The 16,214-nt window shown below is 60.7% G+C and carries 12 protein-coding genes; 5 read left to right on the top strand and 7 right to left on the bottom strand.

Translation table 11 applies throughout. The features are described 5' to 3' along the window. Window positions 1-27: 27 nt before the first annotated feature. The 5 genes from hisC to mtnA form a co-directional block, all read right to left on the bottom strand. Window positions 28-1,140: a histidinol-phosphate transaminase gene (hisC, locus tag AD666_RS18590; RefSeq protein ID WP_053155071.1), complete on the bottom strand. Its 1,113-nt coding sequence runs from the start codon at window positions 1,138-1,140 to the stop codon at window positions 28-30. Window positions 1,141-1,153: 13 nt separating this feature from the next. Beyond that, window positions 1,154-2,248: a prephenate dehydratase gene (pheA, locus tag AD666_RS18585; RefSeq protein ID WP_053155069.1), complete on the bottom strand. Its 1,095-nt coding sequence runs from the start codon at window positions 2,246-2,248 to the stop codon at window positions 1,154-1,156. Next, complete coding sequence (gene serC, locus AD666_RS18580; RefSeq protein ID WP_053155067.1) at window positions 2,248-3,333, bottom strand: 3-phosphoserine/phosphohydroxythreonine transaminase; 1,086 nt, start codon at window positions 3,331-3,333, stop codon at window positions 2,248-2,250. The genes pheA and serC overlap by 1 nt, the downstream gene beginning before the upstream one ends. 159 nt (window positions 3,334-3,492) lie before the next feature. Beyond that, entirely contained in the window at window positions 3,493-6,156 is a 2,664-nt protein-coding gene (gene gyrA / locus AD666_RS18575) for a DNA gyrase subunit A (protein ID WP_053155065.1), read from the bottom strand. A 372-nt stretch (window positions 6,157-6,528) separates the two neighbouring features. Next, window positions 6,529-7,605: an S-methyl-5-thioribose-1-phosphate isomerase gene (mtnA, locus tag AD666_RS18570; RefSeq protein ID WP_053155063.1), complete on the bottom strand. Its 1,077-nt coding sequence runs from the start codon at window positions 7,603-7,605 to the stop codon at window positions 6,529-6,531. 107 nt (window positions 7,606-7,712) lie between these two features. Here mtnA and AD666_RS18565 point away from each other — a divergent pair, with 107 nt between their 5' ends. The 5 genes from AD666_RS18565 to AD666_RS18545 all read left to right on the top strand — a co-directional run bounded on the left by AD666_RS18565 (window position 7,713) and on the right by AD666_RS18545 (window position 12,597). Next, a complete protein-coding gene (locus AD666_RS18565) occupies window positions 7,713-9,044 on the top strand; it encodes a TRZ/ATZ family hydrolase (RefSeq protein ID WP_053155062.1) in 1,332 nt (443 codons plus the stop codon). A 62-nt stretch (window positions 9,045-9,106) separates the two neighbouring features. Further along, entirely contained in the window at window positions 9,107-9,805 is a 699-nt protein-coding gene (gene ubiG, locus AD666_RS18560) for a bifunctional 2-polyprenyl-6-hydroxyphenol methylase/3-demethylubiquinol 3-O-methyltransferase UbiG (RefSeq protein ID WP_053155394.1), read from the top strand. A gap of 4 nt (window positions 9,806-9,809) precedes the next feature. Further along, complete coding sequence (mupP, locus tag AD666_RS18555) at window positions 9,810-10,481, top strand: N-acetylmuramic acid 6-phosphate phosphatase MupP (RefSeq protein ID WP_053155057.1); 672 nt, start codon at window positions 9,810-9,812, stop codon at window positions 10,479-10,481. Window positions 10,482-10,568: 87 nt separating this feature from the next. Continuing rightward, complete coding sequence (locus AD666_RS18550) at window positions 10,569-11,309, top strand: YciK family oxidoreductase (protein ID WP_053155056.1); 741 nt, start codon at window positions 10,569-10,571, stop codon at window positions 11,307-11,309. 361 nt (window positions 11,310-11,670) lie between these two features. Next, a complete protein-coding gene (locus AD666_RS18545; protein WP_053155054.1) occupies window positions 11,671-12,597 on the top strand; it encodes a GGDEF domain-containing protein in 927 nt (308 codons plus the stop codon). Window positions 12,598-12,672: 75 nt separating this feature from the next. On the opposite strand, the gene AD666_RS18540 is transcribed toward AD666_RS18545, so the two are convergent. Next, window positions 12,673-13,431 (bottom strand): iron-containing redox enzyme family protein, encoded by a 759-nt coding sequence (locus tag AD666_RS18540; RefSeq protein WP_269802788.1) that lies wholly within the window; start codon window positions 13,429-13,431, stop codon window positions 12,673-12,675. Window positions 13,432-13,509: 78 nt separating this feature from the next. Beyond that, the gene (locus AD666_RS18535; RefSeq protein ID WP_053155050.1) at window positions 13,510-15,969 is read right to left on the bottom strand and encodes an EAL domain-containing protein; all 2,460 of its coding nucleotides are present in this window, start codon (window positions 15,967-15,969) and stop codon (window positions 13,510-13,512) included. Window positions 15,970-16,214 lie beyond the last annotated feature (245 nt).

The raw sequence follows: 16,214 nt of genomic DNA, 5'->3' as shown, positions 1-16,214 counted from the left end.
GGGACGGCAGGTTGCAGTGAAGTGACATCAACCACGTGCCAGGACCTTGCTCAGCGCCTCGAGGAAACGGCTGTTTTCCGCTGGCAGACCAATCGTGACGCGCAGGTGGTTCGGCATGCCATAGTTGGCCACCGGACGGACGATCACGCCCTCGCGCAGCAAGCCCTGGAACACTGGCGCGGCAACACGACCAACGTCAACGCAAATGAAATTCCCCTTGGACGGAATCCAGCTGAGGCCCAACTCACGGAACCCGGCCTCCAGTTGCCCCATGCCCGCCTCGTTCAAGCGTCGGCTTTCGGCCAGGTAGGCCTCATCCTGCAACGCCGCACAGGCACCGGCCAAGGCCAGGCTGTTGACGTTGAATGGCTGACGCACCCGGTTCAGCACGTCGGCCACCACCGCAGTGGACAAGCCATAACCGACCCGTAGCGACGCCAGACCATAGGCCTTGGAGAAGGTGCGCGAGACCAGCAGGTTCGGGTAGGCCGCGAGGAAATCCAGGCCATCCGGCAAGTCGCTGCCTTCGGCGTATTCGATATAGGCCTCGTCCAGCACCACCAGCACATGCTCGGGTACGTCCTGGAGGAAATCGTCCAGGGCCTGGGCATCGAACCAGGTGCCGGTCGGATTGTTCGGGTTGGCGATGAATACCACTCGGGTGTTGGCATCGATGGCTGCCAGCATCGCCGGGAGATCATGCCCCCAATCCTTGGCCGGCACCACGTGGGCGTCGGCACCGACGGCCTGGGTGGCAATCGGGTAGACCGCAAAGGCGTGCTCACTGAAAACGGCATTGAGGCCCGGCGCCAGGTAGGCACGCGCCACCAGTTCGAGGATATCGTTGGAACCATTGCCCAACGTCACCTGGCTCAATTCAACACCGCAACGTTCGGCCAGCAGGCTTTTCAATGCAAAGCCGTTGCCATCGGGATACCGGGTCAGCTCGGTCAATGCGCTGCGGATTGCCTCAAGCGCCTTGGGGCTCGCTCCCAGCGGATTTTCGTTGCTCGCCAACTTGACGATGCTTGCCGGGTCCAGATCCAGCTCGCGAGCCAGTTCATCCACAGGCTTGCCCGGAACGTAAGGCGACAGTTGTTGCACGCCTGGCTGAGCCAGCGCGAGGAAGTTGCCACTCATTTGCTATCCGCCCTTAAAGAACTGCCTTGGGGTAGGAACCCAGCACCTTGAGTGCCACTGCTTCCTGACTGATTTTCTCCAGCACACCTTTTACCAGCGGATCGCGGTGATGGCCGACGAAATCGATAAAGAACACATAGGTCCATTTACCGCTGCGCGAAGGACGGGTCTCAATCCGGGTCAGGTCGATACCGTTATCGTGGAACGGGACCAGCAATTCGTGAAGCGCGCCGGGCTTGTTGCTCATGGAGACGATAATCGAGGTCTTGTCGTCGCCGGTCGGAGGCACTTCCTGATTGCCGATCATCAGAAACCGCGTGGAGTTGTCCGGACGGTCCTCGATCTTTTCGGCCAATCGGGTCAAGCCGTAGAGGCCCGCCGCCATATCCCCGGCGATCGCGGCGGAATTCCACTCGCCCTTCACCCGCTTGGCCGCTTCGGCGTTACTCGACACCGCCACGCGCTCCACATTCGGGTAATGGGCATCCAGCCACTTGCGGCACTGGGCCAGGGACTGGGCATGGGAATAGATCCGGCTGATGCTGTCGGTCTTGGTGTTCTCGCCCACCAGCAAATGATGGTGAATACGCAGCTCGACTTCACCACAGATCACCATGTCGTGCTCGAGGAAGCTGTCCAGCGTGTGGTTGACCGCACCTTCGGTGGAGTTTTCCACCGGCACCACACCGAAATTCACCGCACCGGCCGCCACTTCGCGGAACACTTCGTCGATGGCCGCCATTGGCTTGCTGATCACCGCGTGACCGAAGTGCTTCAAGGCGGCGGCCTGGGTAAACGTGCCCTCCGGCCCCAGGTAGGCGACTTTCAGCGGTTGCTCGAGGGCCAGGCACGAGGACATGACTTCACGGAACAGCCGTGCCATTTCTTCGTTGCTCAGCGGCCCCTTGTTGCGCTCCATGACCCGCTTGAGCACCTGGGCCTCACGCTCTGGGCGATAGAACACCGGCGTCTCGCCTTCGGCCAGGGACGCCATTTTTACCCGGGCAACTTCCTGGGCGCAGCGCGCGCGCTCACTGATCAACTCCAGGACCTTTTCATCCAGGGCGTCGATGCGCAGGCGCAGCGCCTTGAGTTCTTGCTCTGACATCAGCCGTGTTCCTTCTCGAACTCCGCCATGTAGGCCACCAGCGCATTGACAGCGTCGATGTCCACGGCGTTGTAGATCGAAGCGCGCATGCCGCCCACCGAGCGATGCCCCTTGAGATTCAGCAGGCCGCGTTCGTCGGCACCGGCCAGGAACGGCTTGTCCAGACGGTCGTCGGCCAGGCGGAACGGCACGTTCATCCACGAACGGTCGGTCTTGTTGATCGGGTTGCTGTAGAGGTCGCTGGCATCGATGAAGTCATAGAGGGTGCGCTGCTTCACTTCGTTGAGCTTGCCGATGGCCTCGACGCCACCCTGCTCTTTCAGCCACTCGAATACCAGGCCGGACAGGTACCAGGCCAGGGTCGGCGGGGTGTTGTACATCGAGCCGTTGTCGGCCGCGACCTTGTAGTTGAGCATGGTCGGGCACAGGGAGCGGGCGCGACCCAACAGGTCTTCACGGATGATGGCGACCAGGATGCCGCTCGGGCCGATGTTCTTCTGGGCTCCGGCATAGATCATGCCGAAGCGGGAGACATCCACAGGGCGCGAAAGAATGTCCGAGGACATGTCGGCCACGAGCGGCACGTCGCCGGTTTCCGGGATCCAGTTGAATTCCAGGCCGCCGATGGTTTCGTTTGGCGCGTAGTGAACATAGGCCGCGTCCTTGGACAGGTTCCATTCATTCTGGCCAGGAATGGCGAAGTAGTCGTAGGGCTTGGCGGTGCCGGCAATATTGATGCGGCCGTAGCGCGAAGCCTCTTCGATGGCCTTCTGCGACCAGATGCCGGTGTCGATGTAGTCGGCGTGGCCGTTTTCCGGCAGCAGGTTCAGCGGAATCTGGGCAAACTGCTGGCTGGCGCCGCCTTGCAGGAACAGCACCTTGTAGTTGGACGGGATGTTCAGCAGATCACGCAGGTCCTGCTCGGCCTTGGTGGCAATGGACACGAACTCATCGCTGCGATGGCTCATTTCCATGACGGACAGGCCCTTGCCATGCCAGTCGAGAAGTTCACCCTGGGCGCGCTTCAGGACCGCTTCAGGAAGCGCCGCCGGGCCGGCACAGAAGTTATAGGCTCTCTTGCTCACATCCAATCTCGCTCTGATCTGGTGGTCACACATTAATACGGTGTCAGCGAGTGCTCACTGTGGGAGCAAGGCTCGCTTACACAGTTATGCAGTGTCGCAAATTTTCAAAAGGGATAAACAACAAGGGGGCGAATCTTCATCCGCCCCCTGCGTGTCTGCTTAGTCCTGCGGTTCTTCTTCATCTGCGGCAGCGTCGAGCGACTGGTCGCCAGTCATGTCATCGACGTCAGCTCCAAGGGCGCCGTCGAAGGTCACGTTCTCGTCGCCTTCCAGCTCCTCGCCTTCGACTTCCGATGGCTCCTGGACCCGCTCGAGTCCCACCAGCGTTTCGTCGTTGGCCAGCTTGATCAGCGTCACGCCCTGAGTATTACGGCCCAGGCTGGACACTTCGTCGACCCGTGTACGGACCAGCGTACCCTGGTCGGAAATCAACATGATTTCCTCGCCATCGAGCACCTGGACAGCCCCCACCAGGCGGCCGTTACGCTCGTTGCTGACCATGGCGATCACGCCCTGACCGCCACGCTTGTACTCCGGGAACTCGCTGATAGGCGTGCGCTTGCCATAGCCACGCTCGGAAGCCGTGAGGATCTGGCTGCCTTCTTCGGGGATCAACATGGAAATCAGCTTCTGCCCTTCCGGCAGGCGCATACCGCGCACACCGCGGGCGGTACGGCCCATGGCGCGGACGTCGGATTCCTTGAAGCGGGTCACCTTGCCACCGTCGGAGAACAGCATCACTTCACGCTCGCCGTCGGTGATGGCAGCGGAGATCAGCACGTCGCCTTCGTCCAGCTCCAGGGCGATCAGGCCCACGCTGCGCTGGCGACTGAACGATTCGAGCGGGGTCTTCTTCACCGTACCGTTGGCGGTCGCCATGAAGATGTAGTGACCTTCGGTGTATTCCTCGACCGGCAGCATGGTGGTGATGTACTCGCCATCGTCCAGCGGCAACAGGTTGACCAGCGGACGACCGCGCGCAGCACGGGACGCCTCGGGGATTTCATAGGTCTTGAGCCAGTACACCTTGCCCTTGCTGGAGAACAGCAGCAGCGTGGTGTGGCTATTGGCGACCAGCAGGTGAGCGATGTAGTCCTCGTCCTTCACGCCAGTGGCCGACTTGCCTTTGCCGCCACGGCGCTGGGCCTGGTAGGCGGCCAGCGGCTGGGTCTTGGCGTAACCGCCGTGGGAAATGGTCACCACGCGGTCTTCTTCCGGGATCATGTCACCCAGGGTCAGGTCCAGGCGCGCATCGAGGATCTCGGTGCGGCGCACGTCGCCGTATTCGGCGCGGATCACTTCCAGTTCTTCGCGGATCACTTCCATCAGGCGCGTGGCGCTGTTGAGGATGCGGATCAGCTCGCCGATCTGGTTGAGGATTTCCTGGTACTCGGCCAGCAGCTTCTCGTGCTCCAGGCCGGTCAGGCGGTGCAGACGCAGTTCCAGGATGGCCTGGGCCTGTTCCGGGGACAGGAAATACTTGCCGTCGCGCAGACCGTATTGCGGATCGAGGTTCTCCGGACGGCACGAGTCGGCGCCGGCACGCTCGACCATCGTCATCACCGCACTGGATTCCCAAGGGGTGCTGACCAGCGCTTCCTTGGCTTCCGACGGGGTCGGCGAGGCCTTGATCAGGGCGATGACCGGGTCGATGTTCGACAAGGCAACGGCCTGGCCTTCGAGGATATGGCCACGCTCGCGAGCCTTGCGCAGTTCGAACACAGTACGGCGGGTCACCACTTCGCGACGGTGACGCACGAAGGCTTCCAGCAGGTCCTTGAGGTTCAGGATCCGCGGACGACCGTCGATCAGCGCAACGATGTTGATGCCGAACACGCTTTGCAGCTGGGTCTGGGCGTAGAGATTGTTGAGGATCACCTCAGGCACTTCGCCACGACGCAATTCGATCACCACGCGCATACCGTCCTTGTCGGACTCGTCACGCAACTCGGTGATACCTTCGAGCTTCTTCTCTTTCACCAGCTCGGCGATCTTCTCGATCAGGCGGGCCTTGTTCAGCTGGTATGGCAGCTCGGTGATAACGATCTGCTGGCGGCCGCCGACCTTGTCGATATCTTCGACGGTGGAGCGGGCGCGCATGTAGATGCGACCACGGCCGGTGCGATAGGCTTCGATGATACCGGCGCGGCCGTTGATGATCGCGGCGGTCGGGAAGTCCGGGCCGGGAATGTACTGCATCAGCTCATCGACGGTCAGCTCGGGATTGTCGATGAGGGCCAGGCAGCCGTCGATGACTTCACCGAGGTTGTGCGGCGGGATGTTGGTGGCCATGCCCACGGCGATACCGCTGGAGCCGTTGACCAACAGGTTCGGGATACGGGTCGGCATCACCGCCGGGATCATCTCGGTGCCGTCGTAGTTCGGCACCCAGTCCACGGTTTCCTTGTGCAGGTCGGCCAGCAGCTCGTGGGCCAGCTTGGTCATGCGCACTTCGGTGTATCGCATGGCCGCGGCGTTGTCGCCGTCCACGGAACCGAAGTTGCCCTGACCGTCTACCAGCAGGTAGCGCAGGGAAAAGGGCTGCGCCATCCGGACGATGGTGTCGTACACGGCAGTGTCACCGTGGGGGTGATACTTACCGATCACGTCGCCGACGACACGGGCGGATTTCTTGTACGGCTTGTTGAAGTCGTTGCCCAGCTCGCTCATTGCGTACAGCACGCGCCGATGCACGGGCTTCAAGCCATCGCGCGCATCCGGCAGCGCCCGCCCGACGATCACGCTCATCGCGTAGTCGAGGTAGGACTGTTTCAGCTCGTCTTCGATATTGACCGGGAGGATTTCTTTGGCCAGTTCGCCCATGAGAAGCCTGATTCCTTTTTCTGGTGAAACCCCGTGCGTCCAGATGGGACGAACGAAGCTCGCCGCTGCAGAACAAGTGCCATGCAACGACTTACGACAAATCAACGAGTTATGCCATGGATCTGCGCAGTAGAGACTGCCTCGCAAGGCAGCCCTGGAAACCGCCGGATGTTATCACAAGAGCCGCCACGCACCTATCCCCCAGATGCGCATGGTGAGTAGTTAGTTGACCGATGACAGGCTGATATCGGAGCAGAGGCGCTTAGAGGCTTGCCGGATGCAGAATGGTGGGGTGGTTCTGGCTATTCCACTGACTTTAAGGGCCCTATCGCGAGCAGGCTCGCAATAGCGGCTTTTTGGTCAACCCTGATATCAGTGCAACCGCTTGCGACACATCAACTGCGCCAGTTTCGCGGTATCCGGGCGCTCGACGATGCCCTTTTCCGTGATGATGGCGTCGATCAGGTCTGCCGGCGTCACGTCGAATACCGGATTGAAGGCATCCGCCTGCGCGCCGACCCGCTTGCCGCCAACTTCCAACAGTTCGCACCCATCGCGCTCCTCGATGGGAATGTCCTCGCCACTGGCCAGGCTCATGTCGATGGTCGAACTCGGCGCCACCACCATGAAGCGCACGCCGTGGTGCATGGCGCAGACCGCCAGTTGGTAAGTGCCGATCTTGTTCGCCACGTCACCATTGGCGGCGATGCGATCGGCACCGACGATCACCCAGGTCACGCCCTTGGTTTTCATGATGTGGGCGGCCGCGGAGTCTGCGTTGAGGGTTACCGGGATGCCTTCGTTGAGCAATTCCCAGGCGGTCAGGCGCGAACCCTGCAGCCACGGACGGGTTTCGCCGACATAGACGCGCTCGACCATGCCTTCGAGAAACGCGCCACGGATCACGCCCAGGGCCGTACCGAAACCACCGGTAGCCAGGCCGCCCGTGTTGCAGTGAGTGAGGATGGCCTGGGCATTGCCCTGGTGCCTGCGAATCAGATCGACACCGAGCTGGGCCATGGTCAGGTTGGCTTCGCGGTCGCTTTCATGGATAGCCATGGCCTCGGCTTCGAGCGCCGCCAGCGGCTCGACATGCTCCTTCAGACGCGCCAGCCGGTCGCGCATCCGGTCCAGGGCCCAGAACAGATTCACCGCTGTCGGCCGGGATTCGGCCAGCAGCGCAAAGTCGGTTTCCAGCGCGACCCGCCATTCACCGCCTTCGGCAAATCGCGCGCGAGCGGCCAACACCACGCCATAGGCCGCACTGATGCCGATAGCCGGCGCACCGCGCACCACCATCGAACGGATGGCTTCGGCCACGCCGGCCGCACTGTCATAGGCAATCCAGCGTTCCTCGAACGGCAAAAGACGCTGATCCAGCAAGTGCAGGTAGCCATTGCGCCAGTCGATGGCCTTCACCTTCTCAGCTGCCAACAGACGATCGCGCATCCCTCACCCCGCACTCATGAACAAAAGCCGCCGATTATAGCGATCCCTCCGCGAAGACGCTCGGGTATACTTCGCCATCCTTATATATCCGATGGAACCGACCCACGATGCCCAGGACCGCCGTTGCGCTCGACTTATTATTGCTGCCGACCTGGTTGGTGCCTGTCGAACCCGCCGGTGTGGTACTCAAGGATCATGGTCTGGGTGTCCGCGACGGCTGCATTGTCTTCATCGGGCCACGGGCAGAAGCCCTCCAGTGCAACGCCGCCGAAGTCCGCGAGCTGCCGGGCATGCTACTCAGCCCAGGGCTGATCAACGCTCACGGCCATGCGGCGATGACCCTGTTCCGCGGCCTGGCGGACGACCTGCCGTTGATGACCTGGCTCGAGCAGCATATCTGGCCGGCCGAGGGCAAATGGGTCGATGAGGCATTCGTCCGCGATGGCACCGATCTGGCAATCGCCGAGCAGATCAAGGGCGGCATCACTTGTTTCTCTGACATGTATTTCTATCCCAAGGTTGCCAGCGAACGCGTTCATAACAGCGGCATCCGCGCACAAATCGCCCTTCCGATCCTTGACTTCCCGATTCCCGGAGCCGCCAACGCCGACGAAGCCATCCGTCAGGGCATCGAATTGTTTGGCGACCTCAAGCACCATCCTCGGATCAAAGTTGCATTCGGGCCCCATGCGCCCTACACCGTCGGCGACGACAACCTGGAAAAAATCCGCGTCATCGCCGAGGAACTGGACGCAGCAATCCATATGCACGTCCACGAAACCGCCTTCGAAGTGCAGCAGGCATTGGATAACACTGCTGAGCGGCCCCTGGCGCGCCTGGGTCGACTGGGTCTGTTGGGCCCACGATTTCAGGCCGTGCACATGACTCAGGTCAGCGATGAAGACCTGGGGTTGCTGGTAGAAAGCAATTGCAGCGTGATTCATTGCCCCGAATCGAACCTCAAGCTGGCCAGCGGCTTTTGCCCGGTGGAGCGTCTGTGGCAAGCCGGGGTCAATGTCGCGATCGGCACCGACGGCGCGGCGAGCAACAACGACCTGGACCTGCTGAGCGAAACCCGCACCGCGGCGCTACTGGCCAAGGCTGTCGCCGGCTCGGCCACCGCCCTCGACGCCCACCGGGCGTTGCGCATGGCCACGCTCAATGGCGCCCGGGCGCTGGGCCTCGAAGCGACGGTTGGCTCGCTGGAAGTCGGCAAGGCGGCCGACCTGGTGGCCTTCGACCTGTCGGGACTGGCGCAGCAACCGATCTACGATCCGGTGTCACAACTGATTTATGCCACAGGCCGCGATTGCGCGAAGTACCTGTGGGTGGCCGGCAAACCATTGCTGGAGGACGGCCGGCTGACTCGCCTGGACGAATCGCAACTGATCGCCACGGCCCAGGCCTGGGGGCGTCGTATCGGCGGCCATGACGAATGACCCTGCCCCTCGAGCCGCGGCTCGGGGCCCTGATTTTTTTAAAGTTTTTCGAGGATCTGCACATGAGTAACGTCGACCACGCCGAAATCGCCAAATTTGAAGCACTGGCCCATCGTTGGTGGGACCGTGAAAGCGAATTCAAACCGCTGCACGACATTAACCCGCTGCGGGTCAACTGGATTGACGAACGGGTCAATCTGGCCGGCAAGAAAGTGCTCGACGTCGGCTGCGGCGGCGGTATCCTCAGCGAAGCCATGGCTCTGCGCGGGGCGACGGTGATGGGCATCGACATGGGCGAAGCGCCCCTGGCGGTCGCGCAACTGCATCAACTGGAATCCGGCGTCAACGTCGAATACCGGCAGATCACCGCCGAGGCCCTGTCCGAAGAGATGCCCGGGCAGTTCGACGTGGTCACCTGCCTGGAAATGCTTGAACACGTGCCAGACCCCTCGTCGGTCATCCGTGCCTGCTTCCGCATGGTCAAACCCGGCGGCCAGGTGTTCTTCTCCACCATCAACCGCAACCCGAAGGCGTATCTGTTCGCCATCATTGGTGCCGAATACATCATGAAGCTGCTGCCGCGCGGCACCCACGACTTCAAGAAATTCATCCGTCCATCCGAGCTCGGCGCCTGGAGCCGCATGGCCGGGCTGACCGTCAAGGACATCATCGGCCTGACCTACAACCCGCTGACCAAGCATTACAAACTGGCCTCGGACGTTGATGTCAACTACATGATCCAGACCCTGCGCGAGGAGTAAGTCAATGCGTCTGAAGGCAGTTCTCTTCGACATGGATGGCACGCTGCTCGACACGGCACCGGACTTCATCGCCATCTGCCAGGCCATGCGTGCCGACCGCGGCTTGCCGCCGATGAATACGCAGCATATCCGCGACGAGATTTCCGGGGGCGCCCGGGCGATGGTCGCGGTGACCTTTTCCATGGACCCGGAATCACCCGGGTTCGAGGAACTGCGCCAGGAGTTCCTGGATCGTTACCTCAAGGGTTGCGCGGTCCACAGCCACCTGTTCGACGGCATGGCCGAGGTGCTGGCCGACATTGAAGCCGCCAACCTGATCTGGGGCGTGGTGACCAATAAACCCGTGCGCTTCGCCGAACCGATCATGCAGCAACTGGGGCTGGCCGAGCGCTCGAAGGTGCTGATCTGCCCGGATCATGTGAAGAACAGTAAACCCGACCCGGAGCCGTTGATCCTGGCGTGCAAAATGCTGGACCTGGACCCGTCCAGCGTACTGTTCGTGGGCGACGACCTGCGGGACATCGAGTCCGGCCGCAGCGCCGGTACCCGGACCTGTGCGGTGACCTACGGCTATATCCATCCAGACGACAACCCCAGACATTGGGGGGCGGATGTGGTGATCGATCACCCGTCGGCGCTGCGGGAAGTATTGGATAACGCGTTGTGCAGTTGCTGAGCTGAAAGTCGCAGTCGTGAGAAGGGGATCCATCCCCTCACCACAACAGTGCATCACCACGCATCGTTTTGTTTCGTGAGGTTCTTTATGTTTGATTACACCGCCCGCCCCGACCTGCTCGAAGGCCGGGTCATCCTCGTGACCGGCGCCGGTCGCGGCATCGGCGCCGCTGCCGCCAAGGCTTACGCCGCCCATGGCGCCACCGTGTTGCTATTGGGCAAGACCGAAGCCAACCTGACCCAGGTCTACGATGAAATCGAAGCGGCCGGCCATCCACAACCGGCGGTGATCCCGTTCAACCTCGAAACGGCCCTGCCCCACCAGTACGATGAATTGGCGGCCATGATCGAAACCGAATTCGGTCACCTGGACGGCTTGCTGCATAACGCCTCGATCATCGGCCCGCGCACACCGCTTGAACAACTCTCCGGCGAAAACTTCATGCGCGTGATGCACGTGAACGTCAACGCCATGTTCATGCTCACCAGCACGCTGCTGCCTTTGCTGAAACTGTCCAAGGATGCATCGGTGGTGTTCACCTCCAGCAGCGTCGGACGCAAGGGCCGGGCATACTGGGGTGCGTATGGCGTGTCAAAGTTCGCGACCGAAGGGTTGATGCAGACCCTGGCCGACGAGGTCGACTCCGTTTCGGCGGTTCGCGCCAACAGCATCAACCCGGGCGCCACCCGCACCAGCATGCGTGCCCAGGCCTATCCAGGAGAAAATCCACTCAACAACCCGACGCCTGAAGAGATCATGCCGGTCTATCTGTATTTGATGGGCCCGGACAGCACGGGTGTCAACGGCCAGGCTTTCAACGCCCAATAACGCCTCCACTTCACGTCGCGGCGGTTTACCGTCGCGGCGCTGCCTCGTGCAATGCCAAGCCAGGCGAATCGCCAGACCTCTGTCGCTCGACGCCAGTGCCAGGCCCGCATCTGCATTTCACTTCGTTGATTTTCCAAGTGATTTTTCCGTATTGAACGGACTGGCACGAGTTTCGCTCTAAATACCCTCAAACACGCCATGTCCGGCGGGTAACAGGCATTGAGGCGAGACCTGCGGCCACTCAGGGAAAGCAGACTAGACTCAACTCAATGCCTCACGGGATTGATGGACCAGTACGATACGCAGCCCGGCGCTGCCTCGCCCACCCTATCGGGACAGATTTTGCAGGGGCTTACGCCATATGAAAACGCCCACCCAGACCAATACGATTGACTTCGACAGCGCCAAGTTGCAGCGCCTGGGGCTCGGCCAGCCGTCACCGTTATCGGCGCGGTCCGTCACTCTTGAGCAATTGCGCCAACAACTGGGCCAGCAATTGCAGACCAGCCTGGAGCCACAGCGGGTCCTGGGGCTGTTCTTCCGTGAAGTCCAGCGGCTGGTGCCATTGGATGCACTGGCCTACCAGCACAAGCCCAGCGACCTACGCATGGAGTTCGGCCAGCGCGGACACCACGTGCTCAGCTACAACTTGAGTCATGGAGGCGAAGATCTGGGCGAGCTGGTATTCCGGCGCAATCAGCGCTTTACCGATCCCGAGCAGCACGACCTCGAGTCCGTGATGTCGACGCTGCTGTTTCCACTGCGCAACGCCCTGCTCTACCGCGTCGCGACCCAGAGCGCCCTGCGCGATCCGTTGACCGGCACCGGTAACCGCATCGCGATGGAACAGACCTTGAATCGGGAAATAGACATGTCCCGGCGTCATATGCAGCCGCTGTCGCTGCTGATGCTCGATATCGATCATTTCAAGCGCATCAACGACACCTACGGCCATGACGCTGGCGATGTAGTGCTCAAGACTGTCGCCGAGTCGATCAAACAGCAATTGCGCAACGTCGACATGGTGTTCAGGTTCGGCGGTGAGGAGTTCCTGATCCTGCTTTCCAATACCAGCCGAGAGGCCGCAGCCGTGGTCGGTGAAAGGCTGCGTCATGCCGCTCAGTTGCAGGATTATTTTGCAGCGCAAACGAGGATCGACCTGACGGTCAGTCTCGGTTGCGCGACCCTGCTGCCGGGGGAGTCCGTCGATAGCGTGCTCAGAAGGGTCGACAGCGCGCTGTATGTCGCCAAACGAGAAGGACGGAACCGGTTGGCGATGGCGGGCTGAAATGTTTGCGAGCCTGTTCGCAATGAAGTCCGACAGCCAACCTCCCCGTTGGCCATCGGACTGACTCAGGGGTGATCAGCTCCCGGCCAGGGCCAGACGCTCGCGAGTGGATGAGATTTTCTCCTGCTCCAGTTGCATACAGCGTTCCAGGAACAGGTACATGTAGTCATAGCTCTTGCAAATGGCTTGGCGCAGCTCGGCTTGCAAAGCCTTGCTCGGGTTCATGCCCGCCAGCGTGCAGATGATTTCCAGCGCTTCCCACGGGTGGGCGTCGTCGTACTGGGCATGCATCTTCAGCCATTTCATGGCCCGCTTGCGGTCTTCCTCGGCAAAGGCTGCCGCGTAGACACCACTGGAACACACCAGCGCCGACCACTCCCCGGTCGCACCCTCGATGGCATAGTTGGTCGCCGCAATCGCCACGACCAACGAATCCGATGAGCTGGTGTGCCAGCACCAGTGACTCAATGCATGCAGTTCAGGTGGCACCTGCTGTGCTTGCAGGTCTTCCAGCGTAACGCCATGGGCCGCACTCCAGTTCACCCAGTAGTCGGCATGGTTGAGTTCGACACGAATGTTGCGCATCAGCCAACGACGGGCCATGTCCTCGCCAGGGTGGCGGGCAAAGCGGGTCTTGGTGAGGTTCTGCGCCATGTACAAGGCGAATTGTTCGACGACCGGCCAACCACCGATGAGGTAGTGGCGCATGGTCCTGGTGCTGAGCTTGTTATCACGCATGCGCTGATACAGCTCGTGTTCGACAACCCGGCGCTTGCTCTCGCTGCAATCGGCAATGAGCAACTGTGCCCATTTCGGATAGCTTGTGGCGTCCATGAGCGGGCCTGTTCGGTTGAATGTGTCGATCACTGTCTGGCTCCTTTTGATTGTGATTTTTACGGATCAACAAGAGGTTCAGCGGAACGTGCCGGGGGCCTTGAATAACAACGGCTGGGGCCGGGCCGGCCTACACTGCAACGTGTCACAGGTAAACAATTGCGGGCGCTCGATCACATACCCTTGAGCGTAATCCACGCCGATTTCCAGCAATGCCTGCTCGATCTGGGCGGTTTCAACAAACTCTGCAATGGTGCGCTTACCCATGACGTGGCCGATGTGGTTGATCACTTCGACCATTGCACGGTTAATCGGGTCGTCCAGCATATCCTTTACGAAACTCCCATCGATCTTCAGGAAGTCTACAGGTAAATGTTTCAGGTAAGCGAATGAAGACATTCCGGCGCAAAAGTCATCCAGGGAGAAATAACAACCCAAGCCCTTGAGTTCATTAATAAAGCGGATCGCACTGCCTAAATTCGAAATAGCGCTGGTTTCGGTTATTTCAAAACAAATCATTTCTGGCGGAACCGAATAGACCGCAAACTGTTTACGCAAGAAATCGAGAAACGCCTGATCTCCGATAGTCGTGCCTGACAGATTAATCGCACACGTGGCCAGCGGTCTCTGTCCCGTCTCATTCAGGCACTGACGAATGATCTTGAAGACGTTCTCCACCACCCAACGGTCCAGAGAGGTCATCAGGCCATAGCGCTCCGCCGCGGGAATGAAGCTGTCAGGCAATATCATCCGACCGGCTTCGTCATACAGGCGCAACAGGATCTCGATATGCCCGCCGCCATGGTCACCTGGCCCGAGCGCGGCAATTTCCTGGGCATAAAGACAGAAGCGGTTTTCCTCCAGGGCCATGTGCAAACGCTGCACCCAGGCCATTTCGCCAAATCGCAGGGACAGCTCCGAATCGTCGGCGTGATAAACCTGCACGCGGTTGCGGCCCTTCTCCTTGGCCATGTAGCAGGCCATGTCGGCGGCACGCAGGGACGCCTCCAGGGTCGCCGGGTTCTGAGCGATATGCACCAGCCCGATACTGACGGTGGTCACAAAGGGCCGGCCTTTCCAGACGAAATGCAGATTCTGCACGGTCTGGCGCAGCCCCTCGGCGATCTTCTCCGCCGCGTCTGGCGCGCAGTTCTCCAGCAGGATACCGAACTCATCCCCACCCAGCCGGGCAAGGGTGTCGTTTTCCCGCAACCCCGATTGCAACAAAGCACAGATATGGCGCAACAGTTCATCACCCGCCGCGTGGCCGCAGGTATCGTTAACCAGTTTGAACTGGTCCAGATCGAGGAACATCAAGGCATGACGACCGCTCTGGCGCGTCAGGCTGTGCAAGGCCTGCTCCAGGCGGTACTCGAATTCCCGGCGGTTAGCCAGGCCGGTCAAGGCGTCATGGGTGGCCTGCCACGATAGGTTGGCGATGTATTGACGCTCCTGGGTCATATCGTGCAATACCAGCACGGCGCCACTGACCTTGCCGCCATGGCGGATCGGCGCACCCACGAGCGTCACCGAAACCGTGCTGCCGTCCAGGCGCTGGATCAGTTTCGAATGCTCACTGCCGCCACCGAGCCGACCGCTGAGGATATGCTCGATCAGGGTCAAGCCCTCGGTCTGGGCGTTGTCGTCGAGTAAATTGAACAGCGCAGCCAGGGGCAGGCCGGTGGCATGCTCGGCCTTCCAGTGGGTCATCGCCTCGGCCGCAGGGTTCATATAGGCAATGGCGCCCTCGACGTCGGTGGTAATGACACCGTCGCCAATAGACTGCAGCGTGATCTGCGCCCGCTCTTTCTCCACTTGCAGCGCGTTGGCAAAAATCTGTCGTTGGGCCAGAAGTTTATGGGTACGCAACAATGCCAGGACAATCAGACCCAGGGCGGTGGCGAAGTTGGTCACCAGTAACAGGCGCAGAATAAAGCGAGACCCCTCGCCCAGCGCATCACTGAAAGCCTTCGCGGCAGGTGTGACGGAATCGTTGATGGCAAAGATCCGCGCCTTCCAGCCGCGGATATCTGGGTCCGTGGCCTTGCCTTGGGAAATGCTCTCGTGCATCTGCCGGGCGACGCTATTGAGTTCGGTCAGATAGCTGTCCCCCACCGTCCAGAGATCGATGGCTTCTTCCAGGTAACTGAAGTGACGGAAATTCAGGTAGAGCCAGATCAGGCTGGCGACGTCGTCCGGGTGATTGCCCCCCTTGAGGATACCCGCCCGTGCCGCTTCCAGATCCGGCGGCTGGCGATCCAGCGCCACTCGCAGTTCATGACCGCCCTCGGGCACGGCGATGGCTTGCTGGTACTTGTGGAAAATCGCCTCGTCGCGGCTGTCGGCGTAAAGATTGAGATAATAGATCGCATCTTTCTGTCCCTTCGACCAGAGACTTTCTCCCGCCACATAGCCACGGACCGCCGACAATACGTAAAGACTGACGCCTCCCAACAAGGCCTGAAACAGGACAACGGCTATAAAAGGCCAGACGATGCCCAACAACCGGGGAGTTCCGAGAGTCCGCGCTTGATTCATGAGGTCCCTGTCTAGTGGCCTGCTAGGCTCGTCGACCAGCCTTCAGACCGATCATTCCAGCAAGACTAGGAGCAGCGAGAGTTCCCCGCAAGAGGCCACACATTATTTAACGTTGCTCCCACTCGAACACCCGAACCGCTGCTGGCGACGCGTGAGGGTAACTACCGAAAAAGTGACAACATGCCTGCACGCTATACATATCTACCGCCTCGGACTTTCCCTGGACTGATTGGATACGAGGGCTC

The organism is Pseudomonas sp. Pf153, from assembly GCF_001269775.1.
Classification (GTDB): Bacteria; Pseudomonadota; Gammaproteobacteria; order Pseudomonadales; family Pseudomonadaceae; genus Aquipseudomonas; species Aquipseudomonas uvaldensis.
Note: the sequence above shows the minus strand (reverse complement) of the source record. Positions and strands in the feature narration are given on the sequence as shown.

What these genes read in the sequence shown, in the direction of transcription:
- hisC (WP_053155071.1), bottom strand. Translation starts at nt 1,140, where the DNA reads ATGAGTGGCAACTTCCTCGCGCTGGCTCAGCCAGGCGTGCAACAACTG.
- pheA (WP_053155069.1), bottom strand. Translation starts at nt 2,248, where the DNA reads ATGTCAGAGCAAGAACTCAAGGCGCTGCGCCTGCGCATCGACGCCCTG.
- gyrA (WP_053155065.1), bottom strand. Translation starts at nt 6,156, where the DNA reads ATGGGCGAACTGGCCAAAGAAATCCTCCCGGTCAATATCGAAGACGAG.
- mtnA (WP_053155063.1), bottom strand. Translation starts at nt 7,605, where the DNA reads ATGCGCGATCGTCTGTTGGCAGCTGAGAAGGTGAAGGCCATCGACTGG.
- AD666_RS18565 (WP_053155062.1), top strand. Translation starts at nt 7,713, where the DNA reads ATGCCCAGGACCGCCGTTGCGCTCGACTTATTATTGCTGCCGACCTGG.
- ubiG (WP_053155394.1), top strand. Translation starts at nt 9,107, where the DNA reads ATGAGTAACGTCGACCACGCCGAAATCGCCAAATTTGAAGCACTGGCC.
- mupP (WP_053155057.1), top strand. Translation starts at nt 9,810, where the DNA reads ATGCGTCTGAAGGCAGTTCTCTTCGACATGGATGGCACGCTGCTCGAC.
- AD666_RS18550 (WP_053155056.1), top strand. Translation starts at nt 10,569, where the DNA reads ATGTTTGATTACACCGCCCGCCCCGACCTGCTCGAAGGCCGGGTCATC.
- AD666_RS18545 (WP_053155054.1), top strand. Translation starts at nt 11,671, where the DNA reads ATGAAAACGCCCACCCAGACCAATACGATTGACTTCGACAGCGCCAAG.
- AD666_RS18540 (WP_269802788.1), bottom strand. Translation starts at nt 13,431, where the DNA reads ATGGACGCCACAAGCTATCCGAAATGGGCACAGTTGCTCATTGCCGAT.
- AD666_RS18535 (WP_053155050.1), bottom strand. Translation starts at nt 15,969, where the DNA reads ATGAATCAAGCGCGGACTCTCGGAACTCCCCGGTTGTTGGGCATCGTC.